The sequence below is a fragment of the Bowmanella denitrificans genome (genome assembly GCF_039522935.1).
Taxonomy (GTDB): domain Bacteria; phylum Pseudomonadota; class Gammaproteobacteria; order Enterobacterales; family Alteromonadaceae; genus Bowmanella; species Bowmanella denitrificans.
The window spans coordinates 604,260-629,885 of the sequence record NZ_BAAAEI010000006.1; the positions used below are offsets into that span (position 1 = coordinate 604,260).

Here is a 25,626-nt window from a genome sequence, read left to right on the forward strand (position 1 = left end):
AGCAAAGGATGTCTGATTTTACCCCCGCCAGCGTATTAATGGTTGATGACCACCCCCTGCTGCGCAAAGGGCTGACCCAACTTATCGAACTGGAGGACGATCTTCAGGTGGTCGGCGAAGCCAGCAGTGGTCAGCAGGCTATCGAGCTGGCCGAAACCCTGGACCCGGACCTGATTACCCTGGATTTGAATATGCAGGGCATGGACGGTCTGCAAACTCTCAAAGCCTTACGTGAACGGGGTGTGACTGCCCGCATTATTATGCTGACAGTGTCAGACAGTGATGAGGATGTGGTCGAGGCCATTCGCTTAGGCGCCGACGGTTATCTGCTGAAAGACATGGACCCCGACGCCCTGATCGATAAGCTCAAAGAAGCGGTACTGGGTAAAATGGTTATGAGTCCCAAGCTCACCGAGATCCTGGCAACTGCCCTGCGCCGTCCGCAGCGCCAGACCAACCGCGCACTGGCCAGCCTGACCAGCAGAGAACTGGATATTCTTAAACTTATCGCCAAGGGACTGAGCAACAAGCTGATTGCCAGGGAACTGGATATTTCAGATGGTACGGTGAAAGTACATGTAAAACACTTGCTGAAAAAGCTGGATCTACGTTCCAGGGTGGAAGCCGCGGTGTGGATGGTTAATCAGCAAGGTAAGGCTTGATACCTCTTTAGGATAAGCGCCGGAGGCTTGGGGGTAGCGGGCGCGGTGCTTTGATATATATCAACAAGTCACCTTGTGACACTTTTCATAGTAAAGGCTGTACTCATCACCCGGACATCGACTATGAAATGTTTTGTTCTGCCCTTGCTGCTGCCCCTGACTGTGACTGCCGCCCCACATTCTAATCTGAGCGACGCCCTGACTCAGGGTAAGGCCAACATCAGCTTGCGTTATCGCACCGAAATGGTGGATGACAAGCAATGGTCACATCAAGCCTGGGCTCATACCCTGCGCGGCCGCTTCGGCTATCACAGCGGCGACTATTATGGACTGTCGGCGCATATGGAACTGGACAGCGTGACGCATCTGGGCGCCGAAAAATATCAGTCCACCAGCAACGGGGTCACTGACCGCCCTGTGATAGCCGATCCCACCGGCAGCGACATCAACCAGGCGTACCTGGCTTATCAGCACGGCGCCTGGCAGGTGAAAGCCGGACGACAACGGCTCAATCTGGACGACCAGCGTTTCGTCGGTAGCGTCGGCTGGCGTCAGAACGAACAAACCTTTGACGGCTACCGCCTGCAATATCAATGGCAGGATCTCAGCCTGGATTACAGCTATTTCCACCGGGTGAATCGCATTTTCGGCGATAACAGCCCGGCTGGCACCTGGCACGGGGATATCCATTTACTCAACAGCCACTATCAACTGCACAGGCAACACCGGCTCACCGCCTTCTCTTACTGGATGGATTTTGCCGAGAGTCCGGCCTTGTCGAATCAAACCCTGGGCGTCACATATAACGGCGAAATGGCCGGTATAAAGATCACTGCCAGCCTGGCCAGCCAACAGGACTATGCCGAGAACCCGGCGGACTATCGGGCCATTTATTGGTCTACCCGTGTGGCTGGTAAATGGCAGGCACTTGACTGGCATCTGGGTTATGAACGTCTGGGCGCGGACGCACAGGGCCGGATTGTCACGCCACTGGCGACCCTGCATAAGTTCCAGGGTTTTGCCGACAAATTCCTCAATACCCCCATGCAAGGATTGCAAGATAGCCACGCCGGGCTTGGCACCAGTCTGGGTAACGCCAAGCTACAACTGACCTACCATCATTTTGTCAGTGATAAGAACCATCTTGACTACGGCCATGAGTGGGATGCCACGTTTGGCTTGCCAGTTTACGACCAGCTTGACTTGCTGGTGAAATATGCGGCCTACCATGCAGGTCAATCCGGCACCGATACCAACAAACTGTGGCTGATGCTAAGCGCAGCCTGGTAACGCTAATGCGCCGTCCATCTATCCCTTTTGGGGAATAGTCATAATGCCAATTTCACGTAGGCTTGTCAGTGCCCGGACCGTTCCGGGCCTGCCGAGCCCTTAGCGCTAAACCTGCGGGCATGCGCCATTGGCCTATAGGGTTGGACGAGAAATCTGCCAGCCTCCCATGTTTGGAAAGGTGTGAGTATGTTGGAAGACAGATTTGGCCGCCGCTTTCGCTATTTGCGGCTGTCGATTACCGAAGTATGCAATTTTCGCTGTAGTTATTGCCTGCCTGATGGGTATCAGGGCAATGCCAAACAAACCTTTCTCAGCCCACAGGAAATCACCACTCTGGCCGGGGCCTTTGCGGGCCTGGGCACCAGTAAAATTCGTATCACCGGTGGTGAACCTTCACTGCGTAAAGATCTGCCACAAATTATACAGCGCTGTGCACAGACGCCGGGTATCCAAAAAGTCGCCCTGACCACCAACGGTTTTAAATTGCCCAAGATGGTGGACCAATGGGTAAGCGCCGGACTGAATGCGCTGAACGTCAGTATTGACAGCCTGGATCCGCGCCAGTTTTATGCCATTACCGGCCATGACAAACTACATACCGTGCTGGCCGGACTGGACCGCGCCTTAGCACTGAATTTGCCGGTAAAGGTCAATGCGGTCCTGCTTAAACCCTATTCTCAATCGCTGCTGCAGACTGCGTTAACCTGGCTGAAAAGCATGCCGGTCACCTTACGCCTGATAGAACTGATGCAAACCGGGGACAATCAGGCGTTTTTTAGCCAGCATCATTTAAGTGGCCAGGGTATAAAGCGCGCGCTGCTTGAACAGGGCTGGACCCGCATTACAGCAGATAAAGCCGCCGGCCCCGCCCAGGAGTTCAGCCACCCGGACTACCAGGGGCGTATCGGCCTGATTATGCCCTACGACAAGGATTTTTGTGCCTCTTGCAACAGGCTTAGAGTGGCTGCCAACGGCGACCTGCATTTGTGTTTGTTTGCCGAGCAGGGCCTGTCGCTGCGCCCCTGGTTGCAAACCGGCGATATTGCCGCCGTGCAGCAACGCTTGTCAGAACTGATTGGGCTTAAAGATGCCAGTCACTGGCTGCATCAGGGTCACAGCGGCGCAACCCGCCAATTGGCCATGCTGGGAGGATAATATGCTGACCGGATTGGTACTGGCAGGAGGAAAATCCAGTCGCATGGGCTACGACAAGGCTTTGCTGGACTACCAAGGGCAATCACTTTTGCAGCATACCAGCCAATTACTGGCAGACAGCGGTTGTCAACGGGTAATGATAAGTCGTAACCAGCTAGGCTTTGTGCAGGATTTGATTAAAGATGCCGGTCCGCTGGGTGGCATTCATGCCGTACTCACCCATCTGCAGGATGATGACGAGCTGCTGATTGTGCCGGTGGATATGCCATTTTTGCAGGCCGCGCCATTGCGCTTACTTTGCTATCAGGGCCGACAGCGGCAAAGCCCCTGCTACTTTCAAGACAGTTTTTTACCCCTGTATTTACCGGTAAACCCGGCGCTGCGTGATTATCTGGCTGAGTTACTCGATAACGAAGGTTGCGGCTCGGTGCGGCAGATGCTTGACCAGCAGGGCGCGCTGTCCATACCCTGTTCTGAGCTAAATATGCTGCAAAACATCAATACCCCGGCCCAGTGGCAACATGCCACGGCCCCCAGGAGTGCCTAATGAAAACGAATTTCTGTTTAAACATTGCGCTGCTGACCCTGTCTGACAGCCGCAGTCTGGCACAGGACAGTTCAGGTCAGTATCTGGCAGACGCCATCACATCGGCAGGTCACCACCTGGCTGACAGAAAACTGCTGCGCTGTGATTTTTATCCCCTCAGGGCCCAGGTCAGCCAGTGGATTGCTGATGTGGGTATTCAGGTGGTGCTGATTAGTGGTGGCACCGGCTTTCACCCCAGAGACTGCGCCCCCGAAGCACTGCAGCCGCTTCTGGCCCAGCAGGTAGATGGCTTTGGTGAGCAGTTCCGGCAGCTGTCATTTGCCGATATCGGCAGTGCGGCAATGCAATCCAGGGCCTTTGCCGGCTTGGCCAATCATACCCTGATAGCCTGTATGCCCGGCTCCACCAATGCCTGTCGCACCGCCTGGCAGCATTTGCTGGCCCCACAACTGGACGCCAGCACCGGCCCCTGTAACTTCGTCGCGCATTTACTTGGCGAACATGGCTGTGAGGGGCGCTGATGCAGAGTCTTAGTCATGTCAATCAACAGGGTGACGCCTGCATGGTAGATATCACCCAAAAGCCAGTGACTCAGCGCATGGCCAGCGCCCAAGCCAGAATAACAATGCGCCCACAGACGCTGGCAATGATAAGCCAGGGCAATCTGCCCAAGGGGGACGTGTTCGCAGCGGCGCGGCTGGCCGGTATTCAGGCAGCCAAACAGTGCGCCAATCTGATCCCTTTATGCCATCCACTGCTGCTTAGTAAGGTGGATATTGACTTTGAGCTGGATCAGGCCAACCAGGCCGTGCTGATCCGCAGCCTTTGCAAACTGGCAGGCCAAACCGGTGTGGAAATGGAAGCGCTGACCGCCGTCTCGGTAGCAGCACTGACCTTGTTTGATATGTGTAAAGCGGTGGATCCGGCAATGTGCATCGGTGACATCAGGGTAATTGAAAAACAAGGCGGCAAAAGCGGCCATTGGCAGGAGGACCAGTCAGTATGATTACCGTGTTATTTTTTGCCCAGCTACGGGAACAACTGGGCCATGACAAGCTGACCTTACACAGCGCCTTTTACGATATTGGTGCGCTGCGCCATTATTTAATGGCCCAGCACAAAGAATGGCAGGCTTATCTTGCCCCGGATAATTCCCTGGCCGCGGTTAATCAATGCTTAGTGAATGACCATCATCCCTTACATTCCGGCGATGAAGTGGCCTTTTTCCCGCCAGTAACAGGAGGCTGATATGCGTGCCAGGCAACCATCAGATTATATCTCGGTCAGGCAGGCCAACTTCTGTCAGGCCGAAGAGTACTTAGCACTGTGTGCCGGTAACCGACAGGACGGCGCGGTGGTGAGTTTTGTTGGTCTGGTACGGGATTTTAATCAGCATAACCAGGTACAAACACTCACACTGGAACATTATCCGGCCATGACCGAAAAATCCCTAAAAGCAATAGTCACAGAGGCACGCGATAGATGGCCGGTTAGCCGTGTGAGATTGGTTCACCGCGTTGGTACTTTAAACACCGGTGAGCAAATTGTGTTTGTTGGTGTCAGCAGTTGTCACCGGCACCACGCATTTCTGGCCTGTGAGTTCATTATGGATCAGCTAAAAACCCGCGCGCCCTTCTGGAAAAAAGAACAAGGCGACACTGGTGAACACTGGGTGCAGGCCAATCCGCAAGATCAACAAAAAGCGCAGCAGTGGCACTGCCAGTAACAGGGCAGCCAGGCGCGCAGCCAACAGCAACGAGAACGTGCTGCTGCACGCCCCAGGCCTGAGAACGCAAGTTCACTGTTAGTGGTTATTTTACCCCAAGGCGTTTTGCCAGTTTATGCAGGTTGCTGGCGTCCAGTTCCAGTAACCGGGCCGCCTGAGCCCAGTTTTGCCCGCTGCACTCCAGCGCCGCTTTGATGGCTTGCCGCTGGGTTTGATCCAACAAGGTTTTCATCGGCATCAACGTCTGCCCACTGGCTGCTTCTGTTATTGCTGGCACGACAGGCTGGCTGTATTCAACATCCAGATCCAATAGCTCCGGTGCCAGGCTGAAAATGCCGTCACGGGCCGGGCTGCGTCCCAAACATTTGATCGCAGCCCGGCTGATCACATGTTCCAGCTCACGGATGTTGCCCGGCCACTGGTATGCCAGCAAGGCTTGTTCTGCCTCCCCGGACAAACGCAGACTGCGTAATCCCAGTCGCGCACGATTCTGCTCCAGAAAATGGCCGGCCAGCAGCAGGATGTCATTGCCTCTTTCCCTCAGTGGTGCAATAGGCACGGGGTATACCGACAACCTGTGGTAAAGGTCGGCGCGAAAATCGCCATTTTTGACACTGTCTTTAAGCTGCCGATTGGTGGCGGCCACAATCCGTACATTGACCTTGCGCGGCTTATCAGCACCAAGGCGCTGAATTTCACCGTTTTGCAGAGCCCTTAGCAACTTAGCCTGCACGGCCAGCGGTAACTCCCCTACTTCGTCGAGGAACAAGGTGCCGCCGTTGGCGGCTTCAAATTTGCCAGCCCGCTCCTGATGGGCCCCGGAAAACGCCCCTTTAACATGACCAAACAGCTCACTTTCCGCTAAGGATTCGGGTAACGCCGCACAGTTCACATGGATCAGGGGTTTATCAACCCGCCTGGAGTGCAGATGCAAACGCCTGGCAAATAATTCTTTGCCGACACCGGTTTCCCCCAGCAGTAGCACCGGTAGCTCTGAATCCGCCACTGTATCCAGTTCTGCCAGCAGTTGCTGCAATGCCTGGCTACGTCCGACAATTTCGGTTTCACCGCTGCCCCCAGCTTCCTGCGGAATTGCCGCACCAATGCGCGACTGGCGCAAGCTGCGATTTTCCTGCTCCAGCCGGGTGGTGCGAATAGCGGCTTCCAGTAAGAGTTTCTGCTGCTTCAGTCTGGATAACGCCGACTGATCAAAGGTGCCGGGTGACAAACTATCAAAGGTGATCACCCCCCAGCTCTTGCCGTCCTGCTCAAGACGCATTCCCATACAATCATGCACAGGCAGCGGCTCACCGGCTAACTGATCCAGTAAGCCGTCGTAGGGATCAGGCAACGCGCTGCTGTGTTCAAAACAAACCGGTTGCTGCTCACTGGTCAGAATTGCCGCCAGCCTTGGGTGCTGGGCCGGTAAAAACCGCCGCCCCAGGGTCTCCTTGACCAGCCCGGTGACAGCCAGGGGCTTTAGCATCTCACCTTCCAGTTTCAGCAGCGCTACGGCGCCGCATTCAAACTCGGCCTTAAGGGTTTTAACCAGCCTTTCTAAACGCAGTTGGTCAGGCAGTTCGACCGATAGATCTGCCACCAGAAATTCATTCATCATGGTATTTACAACCCTTTAAACGGTAAATAGAACCTTACCAAAACAAGGTCTATTTTACCATGTTGTTTTTTATTTCTTTATTTTCATTGAGTTAAACCATGGCACAGGCCTTGCCATAGAAGGTTGCGCTTCACAACAATAACGGAGAACACCCAAATGCTACCTACCTGTTGCAAGATGCTGCCTGTCAGCATCCACTTATTTACCCATCACCGGGAGAGGATGTATGGCTAATTATCGTCGACTCTGGTTTGTGCTTATCACCATACTGGCGGTTACCTTTGCCATGCTGGGCTATTTTGGTCGCGAAGTATATCGCCAGGCCCCGCCTATTCCTCAGCAAGTGGTCACCCCATCGGGACAGGTGCTGATGACCGAATCGCAAATCCTGGATGGTCAGACAGCCTGGCAATCCATCGGTGGTATGCAGCTTGGCTCAATCTGGGGCCATGGCGCTTATCAGGCCCCGGACTGGACTGCCGACTGGTTACACCGGGAACTGATGGCCTGGTTGCAACTGGCGGCAGAAGACACCTACGGACAAGCCTATGCCAGGCTTGATGCCGAACAGCAGAATCTGCTGAAATTTCGCCTGAAACAGGAGTATCGACAAAACACGCTGCAACCAGGCGATATTGTGCTGGTCAGTGCACGTCGGGCAGCGGCCATGGCGGACGTGGCCGGGTATTATGACAAGCTATTCAGTGATCATCCTGAATTGCAAAGTAGCCGTGAAAGCTTCGCCATGAAAGAAAACACCCTGCCAGATGCAGATAAACGTGCCAGCATGGCACATTTCTTTTTCTGGACAGCTTGGGCCGCCGCCACCGAAAGACCTGATTCTACTGCAACCTATACCAACAACTGGCCCCATGAACCCCTGATAGATAATCAACCCACAGGCGAAAATATCCTGTGGTCGGTTGTCTCAGTGGTGCTGCTGATTGCCGGCGTCGGTGGCCTGGTATGGGCCTGGGCATTTCTGCGTAAAGAGGATCCCGAACCACAGGCACCACAGCGAGACCCACTGAGTCTGGTCAAGCTGACAGCCTCGCAAAAGGCGCTGGGCAAATATGTGTTTTTGGTGGTGGCGCTCTTTACCTTTCAGGTTTTTCTGGGTGGCTTTACCGCCCATTACACGGTGGAAGGCCAGCAATTCTATGGCCTGGATGTATCACAGTACTTTCCCTATTCCCTGGTCAGAACCTGGCATATTCAATCCGCGCTGTTCTGGATAGCCACCGGCTTTCTGACCGCAGGGTTGTTCCTGGCCCCGATCATCAATGGCGGGCGCGATCCCAAATTCCAGAAACTTGGGGTCGATATTTTGTTCTGGGCCTTGGTGATCGTGGTGATTGGCTCCTTTACCGGTAATTACCTGGCCATTGCGCAAATCATGCCAGCCGAATGGAGCTTCTGGCTGGGCCATCAGGGTTACGAATTTGTTGATCTTGGCCGCTTATGGCAAATAGGTAAGTTTGCTGGCATTGTGTTTTGGCTGGGCCTGATGTTACGCGGTATCGTCCCAGCCCTGCGCCAGCCAGGTGACCGCAATCTGCTGGCACTGCTAACCGCCTCAGTGGTCGCCATAGGCCTGTTCTATGGTGCAGGGTTCTTCTATGGCGAGCGCACACATTTGTCCATTATGGAGTACTGGCGCTGGTGGATAGTCCATCTTTGGGTGGAAGGCTTTTTTGAAGTGTTTGCCACCACCGCCCTGGCCTTTATCTTCTGCAGTATGGGCCTGGTGTCCCGCACCATGGCCACAACGGCCAGTCTGGCCTCGGCATCGCTGTTTATGCTCGGTGGCGTACCTGGCACCTTTCACCATATGTATTTTTCCGGCACCACCACCCCGGTAATGGCGGTAGGTGCCACATTCAGTGCGCTGGAAGTGGTGCCGCTGGTGGTACTGGGTTACGAAGCTTTTGAGAACTGGCGCTTACAACAACGTGCGCCCTGGATGCAGCAGATCAAATGGCCACTGATGTGTTTTGTGGCGGTGTCTTTCTGGAACATGCTGGGGGCCGGCGTTTTTGGCTTTATGATCAATCCCCCGGTTGCGCTCTATTACATACAAGGTTTGAACACCACGGCCACTCATGCCCATGCTGCATTGTTTGGGGTGTACGGCTTCCTGGCCCTGGGCTTTGCCCTGCTGGTGCTGCGTTATATCCGGCCAGGTTTAGTCTTTAGCGAGAGACTGATGACAGTCGGCTTCTGGTGGTTAAACGGCGGTCTGGTATTGATGCTCTTCACCAGTTTGCTACCCATTGGCGTACTGCAATTTTATGCCAGTGTGTCACAGGGATTCTGGTATGCCCGCAGTGAAGCCTTTATGCAGACTCCGTTGCTGGAAACACTGCGCTGGATCAGAACCTTAGGCGATGTGATTTTTATCATCGGCGCCCTCGCCTTGTCCTGGCAGGTGGTTAGAGGCTTATTGGCATGGGGGCACAATTCGGCCCTGACGCAGCCCGCCACCGCGGAACAAGATTAACCCCTTGGGGCAGGCGCACGTCCTGCCCTACTGCCCAAACTGTTTCTGGAGGTATACATGAAATTTCCACAACTGACCCGAATGGCCGAAGGCCTGCTGGTTTTATCTGTGAGCATTATGTTGCTGACAATCTGGGTAGGTTACCTGGCCGCCGATCACTTCAGCATCACTGTGCAGGTGAGTGCCCATATCAGCCTGATTTTTGCAGCCACCCTGCTAAAAATCGCTTATGTGCTCAGATGTATTGGACGCCATGCACAAAAAATGGAGGTTTAAATGCTGCTTCACTCCCTACAACAATATTTCGGCCAGTACTACAAACAGCAATGGTTGCAAGCATCAGAAACACTGCGCACAGAACAACAGGCCAAGTGCGATATGCAACAGCAGCTATATTTGTGCCAACAGGAAAACCAGCGTCTCAAACAAAAGGACAGCTTACGCCATGAACAGCAGGCCATATTAACCGGCTTTGCTGATTCGCTGGATGGCTATCGGCAAAGCTTTCAGCTACTGCAGACATTCCTGGCCGACGAAAGAGACAATATGGAATCTCTGAACAAACGCTCTGTGCATGTTCAGCATGCACTCAGTCAGGTGCTGGGCAATCTTGGCGACATTCTCGGCCGAACCCGGCAAATGGCAGCAGATATCGTCGACTTGAAACAACACACCGGGCAAATTCAGGTAATTAGCGAGCAAGTCAATGACGTGGCTCGAACCACCAATCTGCTGTCTCTCAATGCCAACATTGAAGCAGCTCGTGCTCAGGAGCACGGGCGGGGTTTTAGCGTAGTGGCCAACGAAGTGAGGACACTGGCACAAAAAACCGGGCAGCTTACCGGCCATATAGGTGACAAGGCAGAGGAAATAGAGCGCAAAGTGGAGCAAACCCACAAACAAAGCCAACAGGATATCGCTCTGACCCAACACCAGCTTGGGCACGTGGAGCAGCATATCGGAAATATCAGTGAGCAACTGCAGGATATGCGGCATATTCAGGCCAGCCTGGTTAAAAGTGCCTTATTGGCAGAGATTGAGCTGGGCAACATAGAGGAATTGCAGTTGGTCGTCACCGTACAACGTATGGTGCTCGGCCTGTTGCCTATTGACCTGACGCAGGCTATTGGCAAAGAAGAGTGCGGCATTGGTCGCTGGTATTACAACCCCATGTTTCGCACCCACTTCGAATCCATTCCGCAATTCCGGCAACTGGAGCAACCGCATGAACAGGTACATGAATTTGCCCGCCTGGCTTTGCAGGCAGCAAACGAGAAACAATTCAAAACCGCAAAGACTTGTTTGCTCAGTATGAACCAAGCGGCTGCGGAAGTGGCCAGTCTGATTAAGTGCCTGACTGAAGCGCTGATTCACGGACAGAGCAATCATGTCCTATCGACCCGGGTGGCCTGACAAGCCGCCCCGCATCTATCCGACATGCATACCTGCCCCAGACTAACACAAAAAAAGTGACCACAGATACCACAGATAAGACACGAAGATAGAAAAAATCGGGTGGGCAATCAGACCACTACGCCCACCCGATGGCTGGAAAGCCGTGCTTAGTGACAACTACCGCAACAACTGCCTTCGCCGCTTTGGCGCTCAACAAACAGGACATTGTTTTCCAGGTGAATATGGTCCATTAAGTCTTCTTTTAATTCCTTCAGGCCCAGATAGAGGGCGGTCCAGGTATTACAAGCGCCAAGCGGGAGTTCCAGATCATGGGCCAGTGTCAACATCTGCTCCAGTGCCTCACCATGATCCAGGTGCTCTTCCTGCATGACATTGATGGGACCAGACGGATGAAAGCCATTTGACAGCATAGGAAATAGAATCTGCTCTTCTTTGAGCATATGGTTTTCCAATTCCAGATGCATGTTTTCCAGATGTTCTGCCAGCCCCTGCGGGCAATCGGCTGAATCGCCATGCACCTGTTCTACGCGTCTGGCCAGGCGGATCAACTCGGGTAGTTGTTGTCTGTGTTTGGCATGAAATCGCTCCAGAATATGTGCGATCAGTTCCTGGTTACTGGCAGAAGTCCAATCCTTTTCGGTCTCACCTTTCTCTGCCAGTTGCTTAAGCTCTGCCAGAATAGGCTCGGCTTGCAGGCCCTTCTTGTGCAGTGCTTCGGCCAGGGTACGATGACCACCGCAGCAAAAATCCAACTTATAGTGATGGAAAACCCGCGTGGCACCGGCAATTTGAATGGCCAGATTACCCAGGGATTGATACAACATTTCCATAGTGTCTCCTGTTAACTCTCTACTGTTTTATCTTAGCCAGACTCTGCAAACAGCAGACCATGTTTATCCTATTGTTTTATATGAGTTTAATTCAAACAGGGTAAAATGAACCACCAACCTGGCAGGGTTTAAAATACCATCATGGTAATTTAAACCCTCTAACTAAGAGTACGCAGCAGACAGCTAGGATCAGGCGCGACCAATTGCCGGGGCTGTAAAATAGTTAGGCAATCGGTATTCACCGGCTCACCACAGGTTAAGCGGTGTTCCAGGCATTCACGTAGGGCCTGGCTATTGTGCAGATACAGCGGCAGACCGTGATGACGATAGTGGCAACTGCGCCCGGCAATGCGCCCGGACACCAGCAACCAGCGCAGCAGTTCGGTGGATAAGCCGGGCATATCCGGCGCAACACAGAGCAAATGACACTCAGGGCGGTAAAACAGCCCGGCGTGCAGCGCAGACAATATGCCATGATGCGGATAAATATCAGGTATATAGCCTGGGCTGAAACAATTACCGCTAATTGCCACGCTGGTAATCCCACATTCACTTAACAGGGCGTTAAGTCGTGTCACGCCACGTTCAAAATCAGCGGATTGTAACCAGGCATCACTGCATTGATGGGTGATAACTAAGCCTAGCGTTTCCATCTGTCACTCCCAACTACTGCTAAGTGGTCAGTTGACCAGCAAGAACAAACTTTCGCCATACACCCTATGGGGTAGCCACAACGCCCAAATAGGTATTGCCCCTGGGCACGTCAGGCGTTAAAAAGAACAAAACTCCGCAGGAAGCCGTCATGTCCGATACGCTCAACCATCAACAAGCCCTTCGTTATAACAGGCAGGTATTGCTGCCGGGTTTCGACCTTGAAGGCCAGGAAAAGCTATTGTGCGCCAACGTTCTGATCATGGGTATGGGCGGCCTGGGTAACCCTGCCGCGCAATATCTGGCCGCATCCGGCGTTGGTCATCTGACATTATGTGACGACGACAAAGTGGAACTCAGCAACCTGCACCGGCAGATCCTGTTTGCCGAAGGTGATATTGGCCAGCAGAAGGTCCAGGCGGCATCCACCAGATTGCATGCCATCAACAGCGAATGCCGGATAACGTCATTGGCTACCCGCCCCGATGAAAAGCAGCTTTCTGAGCTTATCAGCCAGCATCAGGTCATACTGGATTGCACCGATAACCTGGCCAGTCGCAACCTGATTAACCGCCTTTGCGTACAACTGCAAAAGCCGTTGGTGTCAGGCGCTGCCATCCGTATGGAAGGCCAACTGTTCTGTTATCAGCCCCACCTGGACTGCCCCTGCTATCAATGCCTTTCCAGCCTGTTTGGCGAACAAAATCTCAGTTGTGTTGAATCCGGCATTCTCTCGCCGGTGGTCGGCGTTATCGGCGTAATGCAAGCCCTGATGGCAGTGAAACTGCTGGCCGGACTACCGGTGCAAACAGCGCAACTGCAACAGTTCGATGCCCGCACAGGCCAGTGGCATACCTTTAAGCTGTCTCGCCACCCGGACTGCCCGGTCTGTGTCAGGTCGTCACAGCCGTTTTAACCCAGGGACCTGAATAAGCCCTTAAAACCTACGCAAATCAATCACAAAGGATGCAAATAATATAGAGTATCCGCGGCGGGTAACATTGATCTACCGCAAGCATCGCGGCTTGGCGTAATTTAATCCGGGCGTTAATTTAGCGATGGTTGGCAGGCTTACGTGGTCAAAGCAATATTGGCTTTTAACGGCCTGTGAAAGCCGTATAGAGCTTGCAAAACAAGCTCTATAGCAAGCTGCCCGACGCCCATTTAGCTACATGTCGCGGCCATTAACATGCTGGCTGTTCAGCGCCCTTGGCTCCACTCCGGCTAAGCAATTGACGTTGATAGCAACAGTTTGTGAACCATCCGGCATATTGCCGTAGGCAAAGCTTTCCACTCCGCAGGTTTTACAAAACAGATGACGAATTGCCTTATTATTGAAAAGATACTCACTGAGCTGCTGCTCCCCGGACTTTAGGGTAAATTGGTCCTTTGAGGTAAATGCCAGCACAAAGCCCATCCGTTGGCAGCGGGAACAGTTGCAAGTGATGGTATTATCCAGATCGACATCCACTTCGTAGCTTACTGCGCCGCATTGGCAGCTACCTTCATAATGCGCAAGTTTCATTGTCTTTTCTCCTTAATATAATCAGTCTGCTTTTGCAGCCACGGCCCTGAATGGTGAGGCCGTGACATGAATTATCTGGCAATAGAAAACCTATAGGCCTCTTCAATCAGAGGTTGTAAGACTCCGAGCTCATCTAGACTGGCAATTTTGGCCACATGGGTAACTTGCTTGCCATCATCAACCACTTTGATAAATATGGGGTTTTCTACCTTACGACCAATATGAACGGCAACGCGCACCACATCTTTCATAATTGACAGATCAACAAAAATTCGGCGGCTTCTGAACAGCACATATCTGTCTCTTGCCACTATCTCCACTTTGCCCAGACTACTGACCAGTGCCTCTATGGCACGGTATACTTCAACAACAGACTGCGGTCGGTCGCGTATTACGTCATCCCGGTTGCCGGTGCCGCAGACATGTCGTTGGTTGATACGGGTAAATTCCCTGTCACAGTTGGGGCACTGCCACATTGTTTAATTTCCTTTGTTTCGCTGTGGCTAAGGCGTTGACTTAGCCAAAATGGATTTTCACTATCTATAATGCAGCCTGATTATATAAGTAGCTACGGCCAGGCATTAAGTCTTGTTCCGCACACCGTCTCAATAGTTTATCGACGCATATTTTTTGTATGAAATAGCCATCCACGCGAACGCTCTACATCGCCAGGTAAGTGTTGCTGTACCACGCGTCACTTTCGAACGCTTCTGGTATTTTTTGTTCAGTCGGATCATCAAACCCTAGCTCTTCTAGTTTTTCAAACCATATCTCTCTTTTCGAAAGAGGCAATTTTGAACCACACCAAGGACAAAACCTTATAACTACGGATGAACTGCCGCCATCGTGGATAATTAGCCCAAACTCATCAAACTTTGAAATGTAACTGATCAACACATCGGGACATTCGAACACGTCTCGGTGTTGCTTACAGTTTAAGGAGGTTGCGCGTTCCATATCTCTGCAACAATGCTTGTTTATAAGTGACACTTAAAGCTCCATTCAGTGGCTTGCTTGCCTCGCTCCCTTGCTATCAGTTGCTCGACTAATATCAATAGCGTTTAATCCCCCCGCAACTGTCTATCATACCCATCTTGGTAATCTCAATAGACAGGCTAATATTCCCATTAACGCCAGCCTAGGAATTTATATCGGAACCAAGCCAGACTTGGCTATCTGGCGACAATATATTTCAACGATTTTGGCCGAACTAGTCTCCCGCTGGATCAATTAACCTGCCCCTATTGCTCTGCAAGAGCATTAGCAGTTTTTACTGTTGATAAATAGAACCCATAGATTGAATCCACTTCGCCATTTACGATCTGCTTATGTACTTTATTCAAAGGAAAACAGATGTGAGATTTCCCTATTATAACCCCGTACTGATCTCCGAGTTTAACCCATTTACCGCCAAGCTTTCTGATTAGCACCTCCCCTAAATAAGCTCCCCAGATTTCAGGTAAGAGCATTTTAGCCTGTTCTGAAAGATGAAGGCGCTCATTAGTGATAATATCGCTCAAAAGCCGCACAGAATCTTCATTGTAGTCAAATGCAGTTACTCCCTGAGAGTGCATTTGGGTAATAGTATGATTTGCGCCCTCCTTTATTCTTTCTAGTATTTGTTGAGGGACATCATCATAATTTAGAAACCTCTCACCTGCTGATAGATTGAAGGTTAAAAAAACAAAAAATATAATATATGCAATTTTCAACTTTTAAGTCCTTTTAGTGATAAAGCATAAAAACAGCAAAAGACACATTTTTGTGTGTCTCGCATGCTGCGATTGTTAGATGAATTATTGTTTATGCTTAAGTGTTTCTATAAATTGTGCATCTACCCAGAATATGTCAACGTTATCATGGTTGTCTGGGGTCATATTTCGATTGAAGAATAGATACTTTCCATCCGGCGTAACGCTGGCAACAGCTTCCCAGCCCGCGGTGTTTATCTTGTCACCCAAATTTATCACCTTTCCCCATGATCCATCTTGCTGTCTATAACTAATATACAGATCAGAATCACCATAACCGCCGTCTCTTTCCCCATCAAATATCAGATATGATTCATCTGCAGCTATAAAAGGATGAAAACTTTTTCCACTATTGATCTCTCCCCCCAGCAGCTTGGGTTCTTCATATTTTCCGTCTACCCATCGTGAATATCGGATATCCCCAGTAAAATCTCGTTTGAATTCATCAAAATAGTAAGTCCCTTTTGCAGATGCTGACAGGCGCATGATAGGTAAGCTATCGAAAGGAGCGCCAAGGCTTTTCACATCCGACCAGCCTTGCTCTGTCCGTTCTCTATAGCGCTTACCCAAAAGCATAATATTGCCATCAGGCGAGAAAAGAGGAGTGCCTACCCTGGGTGAGAAAACCGTTTGGTGCCATTGATTATTGATACTCTTAAAAACAACAATTTCCTGCTTTTTGCTTTCCTTGCTATCCCGAATAAAATAAAACTCCTTGAGTTCAGGCGTAAACACCCCACTCACTTCCCAACCTTCTGTAGAAACAATACCAGGTGCAAAAATTTCCGGTGTTGAACCGGGTGGATTTTGCCCAAGATAAGGGCCGGTTAGCACTGGGGATGCGTTTTCAGCATAACTCTTACCCACTATAAATATAGCTAATAAAGCTATAGCCGCTGACCTGTAAATACGGTGCATAATCTTCCCTTTTTTAGCTCATTGAATTCGATTGTCGCACTACACGAATGATATGGACTCCCCCTTTCCCGGGGTTCTGCCAGGCATAAGTGGCAGCTGTTGAGGAGAACTGTCCATGTCAGGTTTTAACTGCAACTATGGCATTGATTAACCAAATTGCGGTTTTAGTATCCATGGCGAAGACCGCTGTGGCAAGACAGAAGTTGCTTAACTTTCATACTGCGTAAGACACGCGCTCCATTGCGCCTCAGTCACTTGCATAACAGGCTAGTCATAGCGGCTTAATCTTTATCCTGACCAGCCAAGCTCTTCTCGCAGAGTCGCTGAAGCTCAGAGTCATTGAAAGCAAAATATCTCAGCGAGCTTTTCTTTGCGGGCCCCGCGTCACAGCGAGAGGTATTCCAATTCCGACCGAAGGCAGGCTCGGGTCGCTTAGGGGCAAAGCTTTGGCTCAGTTGCCCCATTACCAATATCAATGTCACTTACTCCATCGATCCCTTGTTTGGATTAAGTTGCTCAGCCCTTTTGCTTCAAGAAAAGATCATGCAAAACGCAAATCTGCATCAGGTACAGTAAAGTCAGTACCTGATATAGGACTGCGACTGTTAATTTGCCGTGAAAGCTCTTCTTCGATTACTGTCCACATACTATCTGTGAAATCAACCAGGCTTTGCCGAGTTTCCTGAATGTGGCTGCGCATGCTGGCACTCATCGGCATAGTACCTAGGATGTATTCGGAGGCTTTTAATCTATTGCCTATGTCGGGGTGAGTATTATCCAGAGCGATCTTATGACCGATATTTCTGGCGATATTTTCAGCTTTTTCAATCATGCCTATGGCCGCCAACATTAATGCTTGTAGATGGATTGATGTCAGTTGCATGACTGTAGCTGTTTCACCTCCGCCGAAATATTCAAAATATTTCCAAGGGTTGTTGGCTGTCAGTATCAAACCAAGAGCATCTGCTTCATATTCCATTTGATGGAGTTGCTCATGCGGTGTTGAATGCAATCTGCGGTGTCCGCGAATCACATGCCCGAATTCATGAGCAACGACTGAAAAAATCAGGCTGCGAATAAATATTGTTGCGGCGACATTGCGTTGCTCATCGATGTTGTCCAGAGGAAGTGGTACAGGTGCGTCATTTTGATTAAGATTTAGACAAGGAAGCAAAAAGCGAACAATATCATTGCGAGTGCTTTTATCCTTTGCGAAGAACGCATCTGCACCGGATTTAGGAAAGTGGAATGCCAAGCCTTTAGCATCATTGCTGAGGCCTATGTATCTGGACAAAATCACTGACAGCCCTATAAGTACTGAAAGGAAACCGAAGTCGATAATAATGACTGACCAGTCTGGGCTGATTGCGGGTTTATAGACGGCAGCGTATCTGTGATTGGTTGGGCGTGTGGTCACTGCAATTTTCAGAGGTGTTCCTTTCGTTAGTGATTGAGCTCCTCTCTCTGCCAGCAATTTGCTTTGTACCAGGTAGCCATAATAAAAAGGAATTTCGTTGTTCTCACTGAAGTCTGCTTTGTAGAAATGCTCTGCAAAATCTTTTGCACCGGTAGACAGTGAAGCGGCCGGGTCACCTTTATCCTGACGTATTTTCCTTCCTTCGGCGACTGCGGATCGCCAAGCATCAATCATTATCTTACCGTAAGGTACTTTTGAAAAAGCCTGGGTTCTTCCTTCGTCAAGCCACTTTAATAATTCTTCAGGAGGGGTAGTCATTCTACTCCAGCCTCTAGCAAGCTTTCAGGTGTGTTGCAAAATTTTTCAAGACCGATCTTCGCGATGTGACGTGAAACTGTTGAGACGGGAGCTGGTATTCCTGTGTAGTGAGTAATCAGAACATCTGTGAGACAAACGGCCAACGATACCTCTTCACTATCAGCCCGCTTGGATATCTCTGTTTTCCTGGGACATATGTTGCTCTTTAGCAACGCAAGCACTTCGGAAAACCTTTCTGCCAAAGGTAACCGGTTAAACCCCAGAGGAAGTTCGATTCCGGCTTCAGATTCTATAGCTATCAACGCATCTTTGAGAGTGAGATCTGTCATTGGAAAATCCTTATATTCTGCCGATAATTAAAAAGGGTAGAGTAAATTGATTATTGCAGCGCGTTTCTTCACATCAACTTACACTGAACCTTCCGAATCATTTGATCAGCACCAGAACCATTTTAACATGCTAAATACCTCTTTATTTTGAAGGATATAAAGCCCATTGTACCTCCAAGCCCAACTTTCGAGAGAGAGTTATTGCGGATAATTGGGAGTTAAGTTTGATTGATTTAGCTTCAATACTTACCACAGCATCAACAAGTCAAATATTATTTTTAAACCGTATCCGTCCCCCTGCATAGATGGCTGAACAACAACTTGAGTAATTTTAAGTGCCTTGGGTAAAGCTCTGTGGGCCAACCAGAAACAACTAGATTATCGCTTCCGACAATACCAAGATATCTACTCATATTTTCAAGCTCGCTTAACTCAGTTCCTATTGGAAAGCCAATTGGCTATAAAATTCATTTTCCTTTGCTATAAGCGTGATGCTCATTGTTTCGTGATCACTCAACGAATGATATGGACTCTTCCTTTCCCGGAGTTTTGCCAAACCTAAGTGGTAACTGTTGGGGACAACTGTCCATGTCAGGTTTTAACTATACCTATGGCATTGTTTAGCCAAATTGCGGTTTTAGTATCCATGGCGAAGACCGCTGTGGCAAGACAGAAGTTGCTTAACTTTCATACTGCCTAAGACACGCGCTCCATTGTGCACCATGTCACTTGCATAACAGGCTAGTCATAGCGGCATATTCTGTACCCTGACCACCCAAGCTCTTCTCGCAGAGTCGCTGAGAGCTCAGAGTCATTGAAAGCAAAATATCTCAGCGAGCTTTTTCTTTGCGCCCCCGCGTCACAGCGAGAGGTATCCCAATACCGGCCGAAGGTCGGTTCCTGCCTTTTCGTGCAGTTCGTGATCGTCCACTCTTCGTGTTCTTCTGGTCTTCAAATGATTTTTAACAGGGCTGCCGGATCCTAAGCAGGACGGCCATTGTCATCATTTTTATACCTCGGATAAAACACCGATAAATCCAGCTTCTCATCAATCAAATGATGAATGGCGTGTTTGAACGTACCAGGCTGCAACTAGTCGAGATAGTAAATCACCACCATCGAGTGTTGCTGATAATTGAGGGGCTTAAAACGCAGCATCATCAAGGCTCCTGCGCCAATTTGATAAGCCTATTGGATCACAAACGCTGATCAGGGGGAAGCAATTGTTGATGATCTATTGAGCCGCTTTAGGGTTTTTGTACAACCTCAAAACCGTCATAAACAGCACAAAATAGCTGGCTAAAATTGGCGACGCAGGAGCATAAGCCAGCTTTTTTATGTCCGCTTTAGTGGTTTGTTATAACTTAGTTCCAATCTATAGAGACTGCAATATTTATTAATGACTGCACTAATGTGTGCCTCCTGTAGTTCCAAAATCATCGAGAATAATAGTCACGTTTTGTGATGGTTTAAAAATGATATCAAGCTCTGTTGCACCATCAACGACATTCTCAACTTTAACCGGTACGGAAAAAGTCTGTAAAATTGGTTCTGTTTGTGCGTATTGAACACCTCCTCGTTCCAGTTCTGAGAAGTCGGAAAGCAATAAAGGACTAACAGTTCCTATGGAACCCAATGAAATAGAATCAACCAACAAAGAATCTTGTAGCACTTCGACTTTAGTCTCAGAGAATAAGTTGTAGGGTTCGCACTGTTGTTGCGTAGAAGTGTCTGCGCGTGCTAATGAAAACTGAAAATTAAAATACTGATGATTGCTCTGATTTTTTATCATTTGGGAAGGTAGCTTTATTCTCACATGCGTTTCAACGTCTTTTGCAAGGTTTACTCTTAGCACTCGATTTAGAGTCTCTACGCCATACCTCAACCGTTCTGGTTCAATCGATACAGGTAGAAAAGTTTGCTTATTATCTCGATTTACCCGCGATAATTTCACCTTGACAGAGCTATCCTCGAAATCCTCAATAACCTTAAAATCGGAAGTAATATAGCGACTGATGTAGATATCTTTAGGTAAATCAAATTCGCTCAGTGGTAGCTGTTTAAAAAGCTGGCGATATTCAAACTTTTTTAATATAGTTGCTTCTAGAAAAGCTGATACAAATACTTTAGTAAGCTGTTCTTGTTGAGCTGGTGCCAGCAATTGAGCGTCAAAATTCCCCCTTTTTCCCCAATGAAAACTTCCAGACATACTTTGATTAAAGTTAATGTGGTTTCCACGGTAAAAATAGACCAATTGCTTAAGATAGTCTCCACCGTCATCAAAGCTTGTTCTATGCCATTGTTGACTACCAAGAAACTGATAAACATCGGCATCGTGGCCGCCTTGTAGGACAAGGTAATTGGTATTTTTCAAGACATTACTTCCGTCTGTATGTAGGTATTGCCCATCCATAGGTGCAAGCGCTACAACCGCTCGAATGTTAAACCCTAAATCGAGAACTTCATCACTATGAGGCAGTGTTTGCCATTGGTTAAATGTTGCAGCCAGAGCTACCGCTTCACCGCCTCTGGACATCCCTATAAGTGCAACATTCTCCATGTCTACTTTCTCAAAAAAAGGCTGTTTTGATTCTGAACTCCACTGTCTCCATAACTTCAAATGTTCAAGCAATACCCATCCTCTGGCACCATTCTCGCCCCATAAACCGTTTAAATATGTCTGATCAACCTGTGCAACTAAATACCCCCGGCTCGCTAATAGTTCTGCCAGATAATCAAAGCCTGGAGCAGAATTTCCGTGAGTAATTAACACTAAAGGAAATGGACCTTTCCCATTTGGAAGCCAAACTTTACCATCAAGGGAAACATCAATGTTAAACTTATGGTAGGCATCATCTTTGTAACCTTTGGAACGAGAATGTTCCGCCAAGAATCTCGGGAGTTTTACTTTTTGAGTAACAATTTCAGGATTTGAAGAACTGAATATTGAAGGTTTCTTACCATATTTCACTACCTTAAATTTATAGCTTCCCATGATAGATGGATCTGGTAATCCCGAAATTGCGACTGTTTGCGGACTATACTGTGCCAAAACACAATTTTTTAGATCCTTTGCTGATGCATAAACTGAACATGTCAGAAGTCCTAAAGAAATCACCAAAGAATGGAATAGGGTTCTGGTAAACAACATATTTTCCTTTATCTAAAAATATACTTAGTCGACTAATATTTCGTAAAGGTTTAAACGAGGTCGAGAAATTTATAACGCCCGCCACACACGCGAGCAACTTGTTGCGAGTCGAGCGCCAAAGGCGCATTGTGCTGGCGTTTGTTAGCTAGCCAACACACCTAAAATCCAATCTTTGTAGACAGATAACCGTACTTGGTAGGCGGTAGCACCATATAGGCCGCCTTTGAATTTAGAAAGGTCACCTTGCCAATACTGCCAACTTGATAGCCCGGCAAGATAAGGTTCACCATCAAGGAAAATAACGGATGCACCTCCGCTATCACCAGATCCGTGCATCCCTTCAAGAGGTAATGAATTAGGCGGCGAATCAAACTTATACGTCAACCAGTTACCCTTTGCACCGTCAATTTTGTTATGAAAGGAATGCGTTTTACGTAGAGATTTAGTGCTTAAATCCTCACCAATCAGACCGTTCCCTGTAGCTCCCCGACCGAACACAGTGACAATTTGTCCCACTTCATTATCTTCCTGATAAATTTTCACCGGGGCAATGCCACTGACTGGTGATGACAGTTTGATTAACGCGATATCACTCCTTGAAGCCAAGAATGTCATTAAAGGTGCAGCATCACCTTTAAACAAAGATTCATCAGGCTCGATATAATCAGGATGTTTGGTTACTGATTCAATTGTGTAACTTTCACCAGCAATTTTTATGCTTTTACCTGTGTAATCATAAAAAATGACATGTGCGGCTGTAACAATCCATTGAGACGCGATCAACACGCCATGCCCCTCGTGCGGCATATCAATCAGGAACTCTGGTGCATTCTCAACCAAATATTTTTCAGCTGGAATATCGTGTCGCTTTACAACTGCGTTGCTGCAATTCGGCAATAGTAGACTCACCGCAAAAAATAAATACCAGAACCTCATACAATGTCCATTGTTTAATCAAAAAGCTAAATCTTCACGAAGGGGCGCGAACCTCTGGCTATACTGCACGAAGCGCTAAGCCAGCGAGTTTGCATCCCTGCCGCGCTGTTTGCTGCAAACTTACGCTACTTGTTAGGTGCCCAAACCATAGTCAAACTCAATTGACTCAATGAGTCTCTCGGCTTCAGAAATTGAGCGTTCAAGAGCCTCCTGTGACCCAGAGTTGCTCAGTTTAATTTCCTTGAGCTCAACCAAGTCTTTTTTCAGTTCATCAGATTTCTCCTGAATGAACTTATATGTTGCCTGCCCATTTCTATCTGACTCAACAAGTTCCTCTAAAAGTCGTAACCTTGCATCAAGCTCGAACTTTGAGTATCCAAAATAAAGATCTCCAAACTCATCGACTGTCTCCTTAAGAGAGCTTCTTACTTCCAGATATTTTTCAGTGCTGCTTCTCACGATAAAATCTGAAGCGACGAAGCCAAGAATGATTCCAAGCACTAGAAATAAAATATTCTTCTTCAAGGGATTTGTCTCGTACTCAGGGGCACACAACGCTCGCAGCACAGGCCGAAACCCGCGCAGCGGTTGAGATTCGGGCCACGCAGTGGCCGATTGTGACTGCGCTTGTTATACATTTACCCGTTAAACCTGATTGGTGGTGGTTCTACGTATTCAGAGTCTTTGAAGAACCCTTTGCAAGTTAAGCAAGACCATCCTTTGCGTCCAGAACCCTGAAGTCTTATCATTTTTTCATGATTATCGTAACAGGTTGGGCAAAATGGGCCTTCCATTTCATTGCCACTTTGAATCATGTAATACGGCTTAACCCATTTGAGTGCAGCCCGTTGACTCAGTTTATCCTTGAGCTGATTCATTTCTGTTTGAAGTTCCGCGAGCTCAATTTTTGCATCCGCAAGGCTACTTATTAAATTTGCTAGTTGTAGCTTTACTTCGGCCTGCTCCAACGAAGCACCACTTTCTTTAATCAGCTTTGCAATTTCTGTAGCTGTTTTTATGCTCGCTAAAGCGGCACCAATTGATGCTATATCTGGCACGAATGCTCTCCGTATGTATAACGGTTTAGCGTTTTATCTGTCACGTCGTCCGTGACAGATAAACGTCTGTTGGACGGTCAGATAAATCTTATTCTTGGTCCGGTTGATGCTAATGGAAATTGTATTCTAAGGGAATGCTTTGTTTTTACTCGATTTGTCACTACCGCCAGCGCAACGGAACAACAATATCAATGCCTGATACATCAACTGTTGTATCCCCTCAGCGGCCCAAGCCGATTTAAGAATACCTCTCGCGGTGACGCTGAGGGCGCAGAGAAAAGCTCGCCGAGGTATTTGTCTCTGAGTTCTCAGCGGCTCTGCGAGAAAAGTTTCCTGTTGGTGAAACTATTTAGATTGAACAGCTTCACCTGGCGCGCCACGGACAGCGTGTCATATATGACAGGGACGTCAGGTATCCAAGCCTTTCACAGGTGACTATCGCTTTACCACGAAGATCAGAAGCACACGAAGGGTGGGCAATCTCTATAGCCCTTCGTGTCCTTTGTGGTGCAATCCTTTCCCTGAATAAACAATCAATCCAGCATCTCATCACTAATCTGAGTCAGAGCAAACCGCTCACCTTCTGCATTAACCCGGTAGAGCGCGCCATCTTCCATTAGCAGCGCCTCGCTGACACCATCCGAATGGGCCACATCAACCCGAATAACACCGCCGTTATAGTCCCAGCCAATCTGCTCCGTTAACGTATGACCAATGGCTACACGTTTAACAGCAAAGGCATCTAACAGCTGGGCAACATGGCTGGAACTGGCCTTTTCACCAAGCTCATAGTGACTCATATCTTTAGCCAGGCCCCGATAGAACAACAAGCCCCTTGAACCATGCAGAATACTGTTATCACTGTTTTTGTTAACCGTATCATGGGTGACAAAAGACTCGGCGGCTTCTTTATCCATTGACGAAAGCGTGGGCTTCGTCGCCAGAACTTCTGGCGATATGCCGCCATGTACAAACAGGGAATCCCCTACTTTTAACGCAACAGGCTTACTACGCAGCCAGCGGCCCAGCACGCTTTGTTCAGTCCACAAGGCACGCTGGCTTTGCCCGGTTGCCCGGTAAGTACCAAAATACTTTCTTGCCACTGATTTGGTGCGGCCATCCAGCAGATACCTTTCATGATTTCCCAGCACATAATGCAGCTTACCACCGACGTGTTCAGCCTCTGCCTCCAGCTTGTAAATTAACCACAGTACCGGCACCACATTGCTGCCACGGTCTACCATGTCGCCGATCAGCACTAGCTGGCCTGTACCGAATATCCAGTTGAAGGAAGTGTCGATAACCTGGTTAGCAACAAGTAAATCAACAAAGGCGTCAAAGTTCCCTTCAATATCAGATATAGCCAGCAGCTTGTCTGGCATGGCATATTCGAGTTCTGAGCGGGGGTATGAGTGCCTCAGTGGCACTGAGAATTGCGCTTTGGCCGGACTATCTACCGTCACCTGCACCTGGTGGGTCAGCGCTTGTTTCTCCACGCTGTTTTGGCCATGAATATCACTAGCCAGGGTCAGCGCAAAGTAGGCATTGTCCTGTTCAAATACATAAGGACCATCAAGGCCGATCGGCACATTCTGGTATTCCATCAGCAGCCACTCATTGGTTATTTCTGAGTAGCCTACATAACGGCCATCTGTCAGCCGGATACCGGTTCCGCTGAAGCGACTGAATAACACTATCCCCAAAATAATCAGGAGCAGAACAACACCAAGTACGACAAGTAATTTTTTCAATATGTTAACTTCCATCTGTTTTTATAATTTTTATCTTCACGGACCTATACTGACTTAAAGCCCTGCATAAACCGCAT

The 25,626-nt window shown here is 48.9% G+C and carries 27 protein-coding genes, 1 pseudogene and 1 riboswitch; of the genes and pseudogenes, 12 read left to right on the plus strand and 16 right to left on the minus strand.

The features are described 5' to 3' along the window. Positions 1-8: 8 nt before the first annotated feature. From narL to moaE, 8 genes are all read left to right on the plus strand, one after another. Positions 9-662 carry a two-component system response regulator NarL gene (gene narL / locus ABD028_RS05615; protein ID WP_102798823.1) on the plus strand — a complete coding sequence of 218 codons (654 nt, stop codon included), beginning with the start codon at positions 9-11 and terminating at the stop codon, positions 660-662. Positions 663-785: 123 nt separating this feature from the next. Beyond that, the gene (locus ABD028_RS05620; protein ID WP_343842737.1) at positions 786-1,952 is read left to right on the plus strand and encodes an alginate export family protein; all 1,167 of its coding nucleotides are present in this window, start codon (positions 786-788) and stop codon (positions 1,950-1,952) included. A 77-nt stretch (positions 1,953-2,029) separates the two neighbouring features. Further along, a riboswitch (molybdenum cofactor riboswitch) is annotated at positions 2,030-2,150 on the plus strand. Beyond that, positions 2,139-3,107, plus strand: coding sequence for a GTP 3',8-cyclase MoaA (gene moaA / locus ABD028_RS05625; protein ID WP_343842740.1), 969 nt, complete (start codon positions 2,139-2,141; stop codon positions 3,105-3,107). (Overlaps the previous riboswitch by 12 nt.) Position 3,108: 1 nt before the next feature. Further along, positions 3,109-3,654 (plus strand): molybdenum cofactor guanylyltransferase, encoded by a 546-nt coding sequence (mobA, locus tag ABD028_RS05630; protein WP_343842742.1) that lies wholly within the window; start codon positions 3,109-3,111, stop codon positions 3,652-3,654. Then, positions 3,654-4,175, plus strand: coding sequence for a molybdenum cofactor biosynthesis protein B (moaB, locus tag ABD028_RS05635; RefSeq protein WP_343842745.1), 522 nt, complete (start codon positions 3,654-3,656; stop codon positions 4,173-4,175). Before mobA (ABD028_RS05630) ends, moaB begins: the two co-directional genes overlap by 1 nt. Then, the gene (moaC, locus tag ABD028_RS05640) at positions 4,175-4,660 is read left to right on the plus strand and encodes a cyclic pyranopterin monophosphate synthase MoaC (protein ID WP_343842748.1); all 486 of its coding nucleotides are present in this window, start codon (positions 4,175-4,177) and stop codon (positions 4,658-4,660) included. The genes moaB and moaC overlap by 1 nt, the downstream gene beginning before the upstream one ends. Continuing rightward, complete coding sequence (gene moaD, locus ABD028_RS05645; RefSeq protein ID WP_102798829.1) at positions 4,657-4,902, plus strand: molybdopterin synthase sulfur carrier subunit; 246 nt, start codon at positions 4,657-4,659, stop codon at positions 4,900-4,902. The genes moaC and moaD overlap by 4 nt, the downstream gene beginning before the upstream one ends. A 1-nt stretch (position 4,903) precedes the next feature. Next, positions 4,904-5,380 carry a molybdopterin synthase catalytic subunit MoaE gene (moaE, locus tag ABD028_RS05650; protein WP_343842751.1) on the plus strand — a complete coding sequence of 159 codons (477 nt, stop codon included), beginning with the start codon at positions 4,904-4,906 and terminating at the stop codon, positions 5,378-5,380. 85 nt (positions 5,381-5,465) lie between these two features. Here the strand turns inward: moaE and norR are convergent, their stop codons facing one another. After that, positions 5,466-6,998: a nitric oxide reductase transcriptional regulator NorR gene (gene norR / locus ABD028_RS05655; RefSeq protein WP_343842754.1), complete on the minus strand. Its 1,533-nt coding sequence runs from the start codon at positions 6,996-6,998 to the stop codon at positions 5,466-5,468. A gap of 226 nt (positions 6,999-7,224) precedes the next feature. Here norR and ABD028_RS05660 point away from each other — a divergent pair, with 226 nt between their 5' ends. Genes ABD028_RS05660 through ABD028_RS05670 form a run of 3 tightly spaced genes read left to right on the plus strand, consistent with a single transcriptional unit; the run spans position 7,225 to position 10,911 of the window. Next, on the plus strand, positions 7,225-9,498 hold the full coding sequence (locus ABD028_RS05660; RefSeq protein WP_343842756.1) for a nitric-oxide reductase large subunit: 2,274 nt from the start codon (positions 7,225-7,227) through the stop codon (positions 9,496-9,498). A 57-nt stretch (positions 9,499-9,555) separates the two neighbouring features. Next, positions 9,556-9,774 (plus strand): hypothetical protein, encoded by a 219-nt coding sequence (locus ABD028_RS05665; protein WP_343842758.1) that lies wholly within the window; start codon positions 9,556-9,558, stop codon positions 9,772-9,774. After that, positions 9,775-10,911, plus strand: a complete 1,137-nt coding sequence (locus ABD028_RS05670; protein WP_343842760.1) for a methyl-accepting chemotaxis protein — start codon at positions 9,775-9,777, stop codon at positions 10,909-10,911. Between the two features lie 149 nt (positions 10,912-11,060). On the opposite strand, the gene ytfE is transcribed toward ABD028_RS05670, so the two are convergent. Continuing rightward, positions 11,061-11,744 (minus strand): iron-sulfur cluster repair protein YtfE, encoded by a 684-nt coding sequence (gene ytfE, locus ABD028_RS05675; protein ID WP_343842763.1) that lies wholly within the window; start codon positions 11,742-11,744, stop codon positions 11,061-11,063. A gap of 158 nt (positions 11,745-11,902) precedes the next feature. After that, the gene (gene mobA / locus ABD028_RS05680) at positions 11,903-12,397 is read right to left on the minus strand and encodes a molybdenum cofactor guanylyltransferase (protein WP_343842766.1); all 495 of its coding nucleotides are present in this window, start codon (positions 12,395-12,397) and stop codon (positions 11,903-11,905) included. Between the two features lie 149 nt (positions 12,398-12,546). Here mobA (ABD028_RS05680) and ABD028_RS05685 point away from each other — a divergent pair, with 149 nt between their 5' ends. Beyond that, on the plus strand, positions 12,547-13,311 hold the full coding sequence (locus ABD028_RS05685) for a HesA/MoeB/ThiF family protein (protein ID WP_343842768.1): 765 nt from the start codon (positions 12,547-12,549) through the stop codon (positions 13,309-13,311). A 252-nt stretch (positions 13,312-13,563) separates the two neighbouring features. Here the strand turns inward: ABD028_RS05685 and ABD028_RS05690 are convergent, their stop codons facing one another. The 13 genes and pseudogenes from ABD028_RS05690 to ABD028_RS05740 form a co-directional block, all read right to left on the minus strand. Continuing rightward, a complete protein-coding gene (locus ABD028_RS05690; protein WP_343842770.1) occupies positions 13,564-13,920 on the minus strand; it encodes a GFA family protein in 357 nt (118 codons plus the stop codon). Between the two features lie 71 nt (positions 13,921-13,991). Beyond that, positions 13,992-14,396: a DUF5655 domain-containing protein gene (locus tag ABD028_RS05695; RefSeq protein WP_343842773.1), complete on the minus strand. Its 405-nt coding sequence runs from the start codon at positions 14,394-14,396 to the stop codon at positions 13,992-13,994. Positions 14,397-14,580: 184 nt separating this feature from the next. Beyond that, positions 14,581-14,910 carry a DUF6980 family protein gene (locus tag ABD028_RS23240; RefSeq protein ID WP_425542069.1) on the minus strand — a complete coding sequence of 110 codons (330 nt, stop codon included), beginning with the start codon at positions 14,908-14,910 and terminating at the stop codon, positions 14,581-14,583. Between the two features lie 251 nt (positions 14,911-15,161). Further along, the gene (locus ABD028_RS05700) at positions 15,162-15,632 is read right to left on the minus strand and encodes a DUF3806 domain-containing protein (protein WP_343842776.1); all 471 of its coding nucleotides are present in this window, start codon (positions 15,630-15,632) and stop codon (positions 15,162-15,164) included. Between the two features lie 84 nt (positions 15,633-15,716). Then, positions 15,717-16,589 (minus strand): TolB-like translocation protein, encoded by an 873-nt coding sequence (locus ABD028_RS05705; protein ID WP_343842779.1) that lies wholly within the window; start codon positions 16,587-16,589, stop codon positions 15,717-15,719. A gap of 541 nt (positions 16,590-17,130) precedes the next feature. Continuing rightward, positions 17,131-18,324 carry a M48 family metalloprotease gene (locus ABD028_RS05710; protein WP_343842782.1) on the minus strand — a complete coding sequence of 398 codons (1,194 nt, stop codon included), beginning with the start codon at positions 18,322-18,324 and terminating at the stop codon, positions 17,131-17,133. Further along, positions 18,321-18,653 carry a hypothetical protein gene (locus tag ABD028_RS05715; RefSeq protein WP_343842784.1) on the minus strand — a complete coding sequence of 111 codons (333 nt, stop codon included), beginning with the start codon at positions 18,651-18,653 and terminating at the stop codon, positions 18,321-18,323. Before ABD028_RS05715 ends, ABD028_RS05710 begins: the two co-directional genes overlap by 4 nt. Positions 18,654-19,637: 984 nt before the next feature. Next, positions 19,638-19,811 (minus strand): annotated as a pseudogene (locus ABD028_RS23245) (IS1182 family transposase); the annotation flags it as partial. 250 nt (positions 19,812-20,061) lie between these two features. Beyond that, positions 20,062-21,804, minus strand: coding sequence for an alpha/beta hydrolase family protein (locus ABD028_RS05720; protein ID WP_343842787.1), 1,743 nt, complete (start codon positions 21,802-21,804; stop codon positions 20,062-20,064). Positions 21,805-21,945: 141 nt separating this feature from the next. After that, on the minus strand, positions 21,946-22,740 hold the full coding sequence (locus ABD028_RS05725) for a trypsin-like serine protease (protein ID WP_343842789.1): 795 nt from the start codon (positions 22,738-22,740) through the stop codon (positions 21,946-21,948). A 132-nt stretch (positions 22,741-22,872) separates the two neighbouring features. Then, positions 22,873-23,265 carry a hypothetical protein gene (locus ABD028_RS05730; protein ID WP_343842792.1) on the minus strand — a complete coding sequence of 131 codons (393 nt, stop codon included), beginning with the start codon at positions 23,263-23,265 and terminating at the stop codon, positions 22,873-22,875. A 113-nt stretch (positions 23,266-23,378) separates the two neighbouring features. After that, positions 23,379-23,798: a hypothetical protein gene (locus tag ABD028_RS05735; RefSeq protein ID WP_343842795.1), complete on the minus strand. Its 420-nt coding sequence runs from the start codon at positions 23,796-23,798 to the stop codon at positions 23,379-23,381. A 533-nt stretch (positions 23,799-24,331) separates the two neighbouring features. Continuing rightward, positions 24,332-25,549: a metallophosphoesterase gene (locus ABD028_RS05740; RefSeq protein ID WP_343842798.1), complete on the minus strand. Its 1,218-nt coding sequence runs from the start codon at positions 25,547-25,549 to the stop codon at positions 24,332-24,334. Between the last annotated feature and the right edge of the window lie 77 nt (positions 25,550-25,626).

Bases quoted from the DNA above. Each gene is read 5' to 3' on its own strand.
- moaD (WP_102798829.1), top strand. From the start codon at position 4,657: ATGATTACCGTGTTATTTTTTGCCCAGCTACGGGAACAACTGGGCCAT.
- ABD028_RS05620 (WP_343842737.1), top strand. From the start codon at position 786: ATGAAATGTTTTGTTCTGCCCTTGCTGCTGCCCCTGACTGTGACTGCC.
- mobA (WP_343842766.1), bottom strand. From the start codon at position 12,397: ATGGAAACGCTAGGCTTAGTTATCACCCATCAATGCAGTGATGCCTGG.
- moaA (WP_343842740.1), top strand. From the start codon at position 2,139: ATGTTGGAAGACAGATTTGGCCGCCGCTTTCGCTATTTGCGGCTGTCG.
- moaC (WP_343842748.1), top strand. From the start codon at position 4,175: ATGCAGAGTCTTAGTCATGTCAATCAACAGGGTGACGCCTGCATGGTA.
- ABD028_RS05670 (WP_343842760.1), top strand. From the start codon at position 9,775: ATGCTGCTTCACTCCCTACAACAATATTTCGGCCAGTACTACAAACAG.
- narL (WP_102798823.1), top strand. From the start codon at position 9: ATGTCTGATTTTACCCCCGCCAGCGTATTAATGGTTGATGACCACCCC.
- ytfE (WP_343842763.1), bottom strand. From the start codon at position 11,744: ATGGAAATGTTGTATCAATCCCTGGGTAATCTGGCCATTCAAATTGCC.
- ABD028_RS05665 (WP_343842758.1), top strand. From the start codon at position 9,556: ATGAAATTTCCACAACTGACCCGAATGGCCGAAGGCCTGCTGGTTTTA.
- norR (WP_343842754.1), bottom strand. From the start codon at position 6,998: ATGATGAATGAATTTCTGGTGGCAGATCTATCGGTCGAACTGCCTGAC.
- ABD028_RS05710 (WP_343842782.1), bottom strand. From the start codon at position 18,324: ATGACTACCCCTCCTGAAGAATTATTAAAGTGGCTTGACGAAGGAAGA.
- mobA (WP_343842742.1), top strand. From the start codon at position 3,109: ATGCTGACCGGATTGGTACTGGCAGGAGGAAAATCCAGTCGCATGGGC.
- ABD028_RS05715 (WP_343842784.1), bottom strand. From the start codon at position 18,653: ATGACAGATCTCACTCTCAAAGATGCGTTGATAGCTATAGAATCTGAA.
- ABD028_RS05695 (WP_343842773.1), bottom strand. From the start codon at position 14,396: ATGTGGCAGTGCCCCAACTGTGACAGGGAATTTACCCGTATCAACCAA.
- ABD028_RS05720 (WP_343842787.1), bottom strand. From the start codon at position 21,804: ATGTTGTTTACCAGAACCCTATTCCATTCTTTGGTGATTTCTTTAGGA.
- moaB (WP_343842745.1), top strand. From the start codon at position 3,654: ATGAAAACGAATTTCTGTTTAAACATTGCGCTGCTGACCCTGTCTGAC.
- ABD028_RS05690 (WP_343842770.1), bottom strand. From the start codon at position 13,920: ATGAAACTTGCGCATTATGAAGGTAGCTGCCAATGCGGCGCAGTAAGC.
- ABD028_RS05685 (WP_343842768.1), top strand. From the start codon at position 12,547: ATGTCCGATACGCTCAACCATCAACAAGCCCTTCGTTATAACAGGCAG.
- ABD028_RS05660 (WP_343842756.1), top strand. From the start codon at position 7,225: ATGGCTAATTATCGTCGACTCTGGTTTGTGCTTATCACCATACTGGCG.
- ABD028_RS05705 (WP_343842779.1), bottom strand. From the start codon at position 16,589: ATGCACCGTATTTACAGGTCAGCGGCTATAGCTTTATTAGCTATATTT.
- moaE (WP_343842751.1), top strand. From the start codon at position 4,904: ATGCGTGCCAGGCAACCATCAGATTATATCTCGGTCAGGCAGGCCAAC.
- ABD028_RS05725 (WP_343842789.1), bottom strand. From the start codon at position 22,740: ATGAGGTTCTGGTATTTATTTTTTGCGGTGAGTCTACTATTGCCGAAT.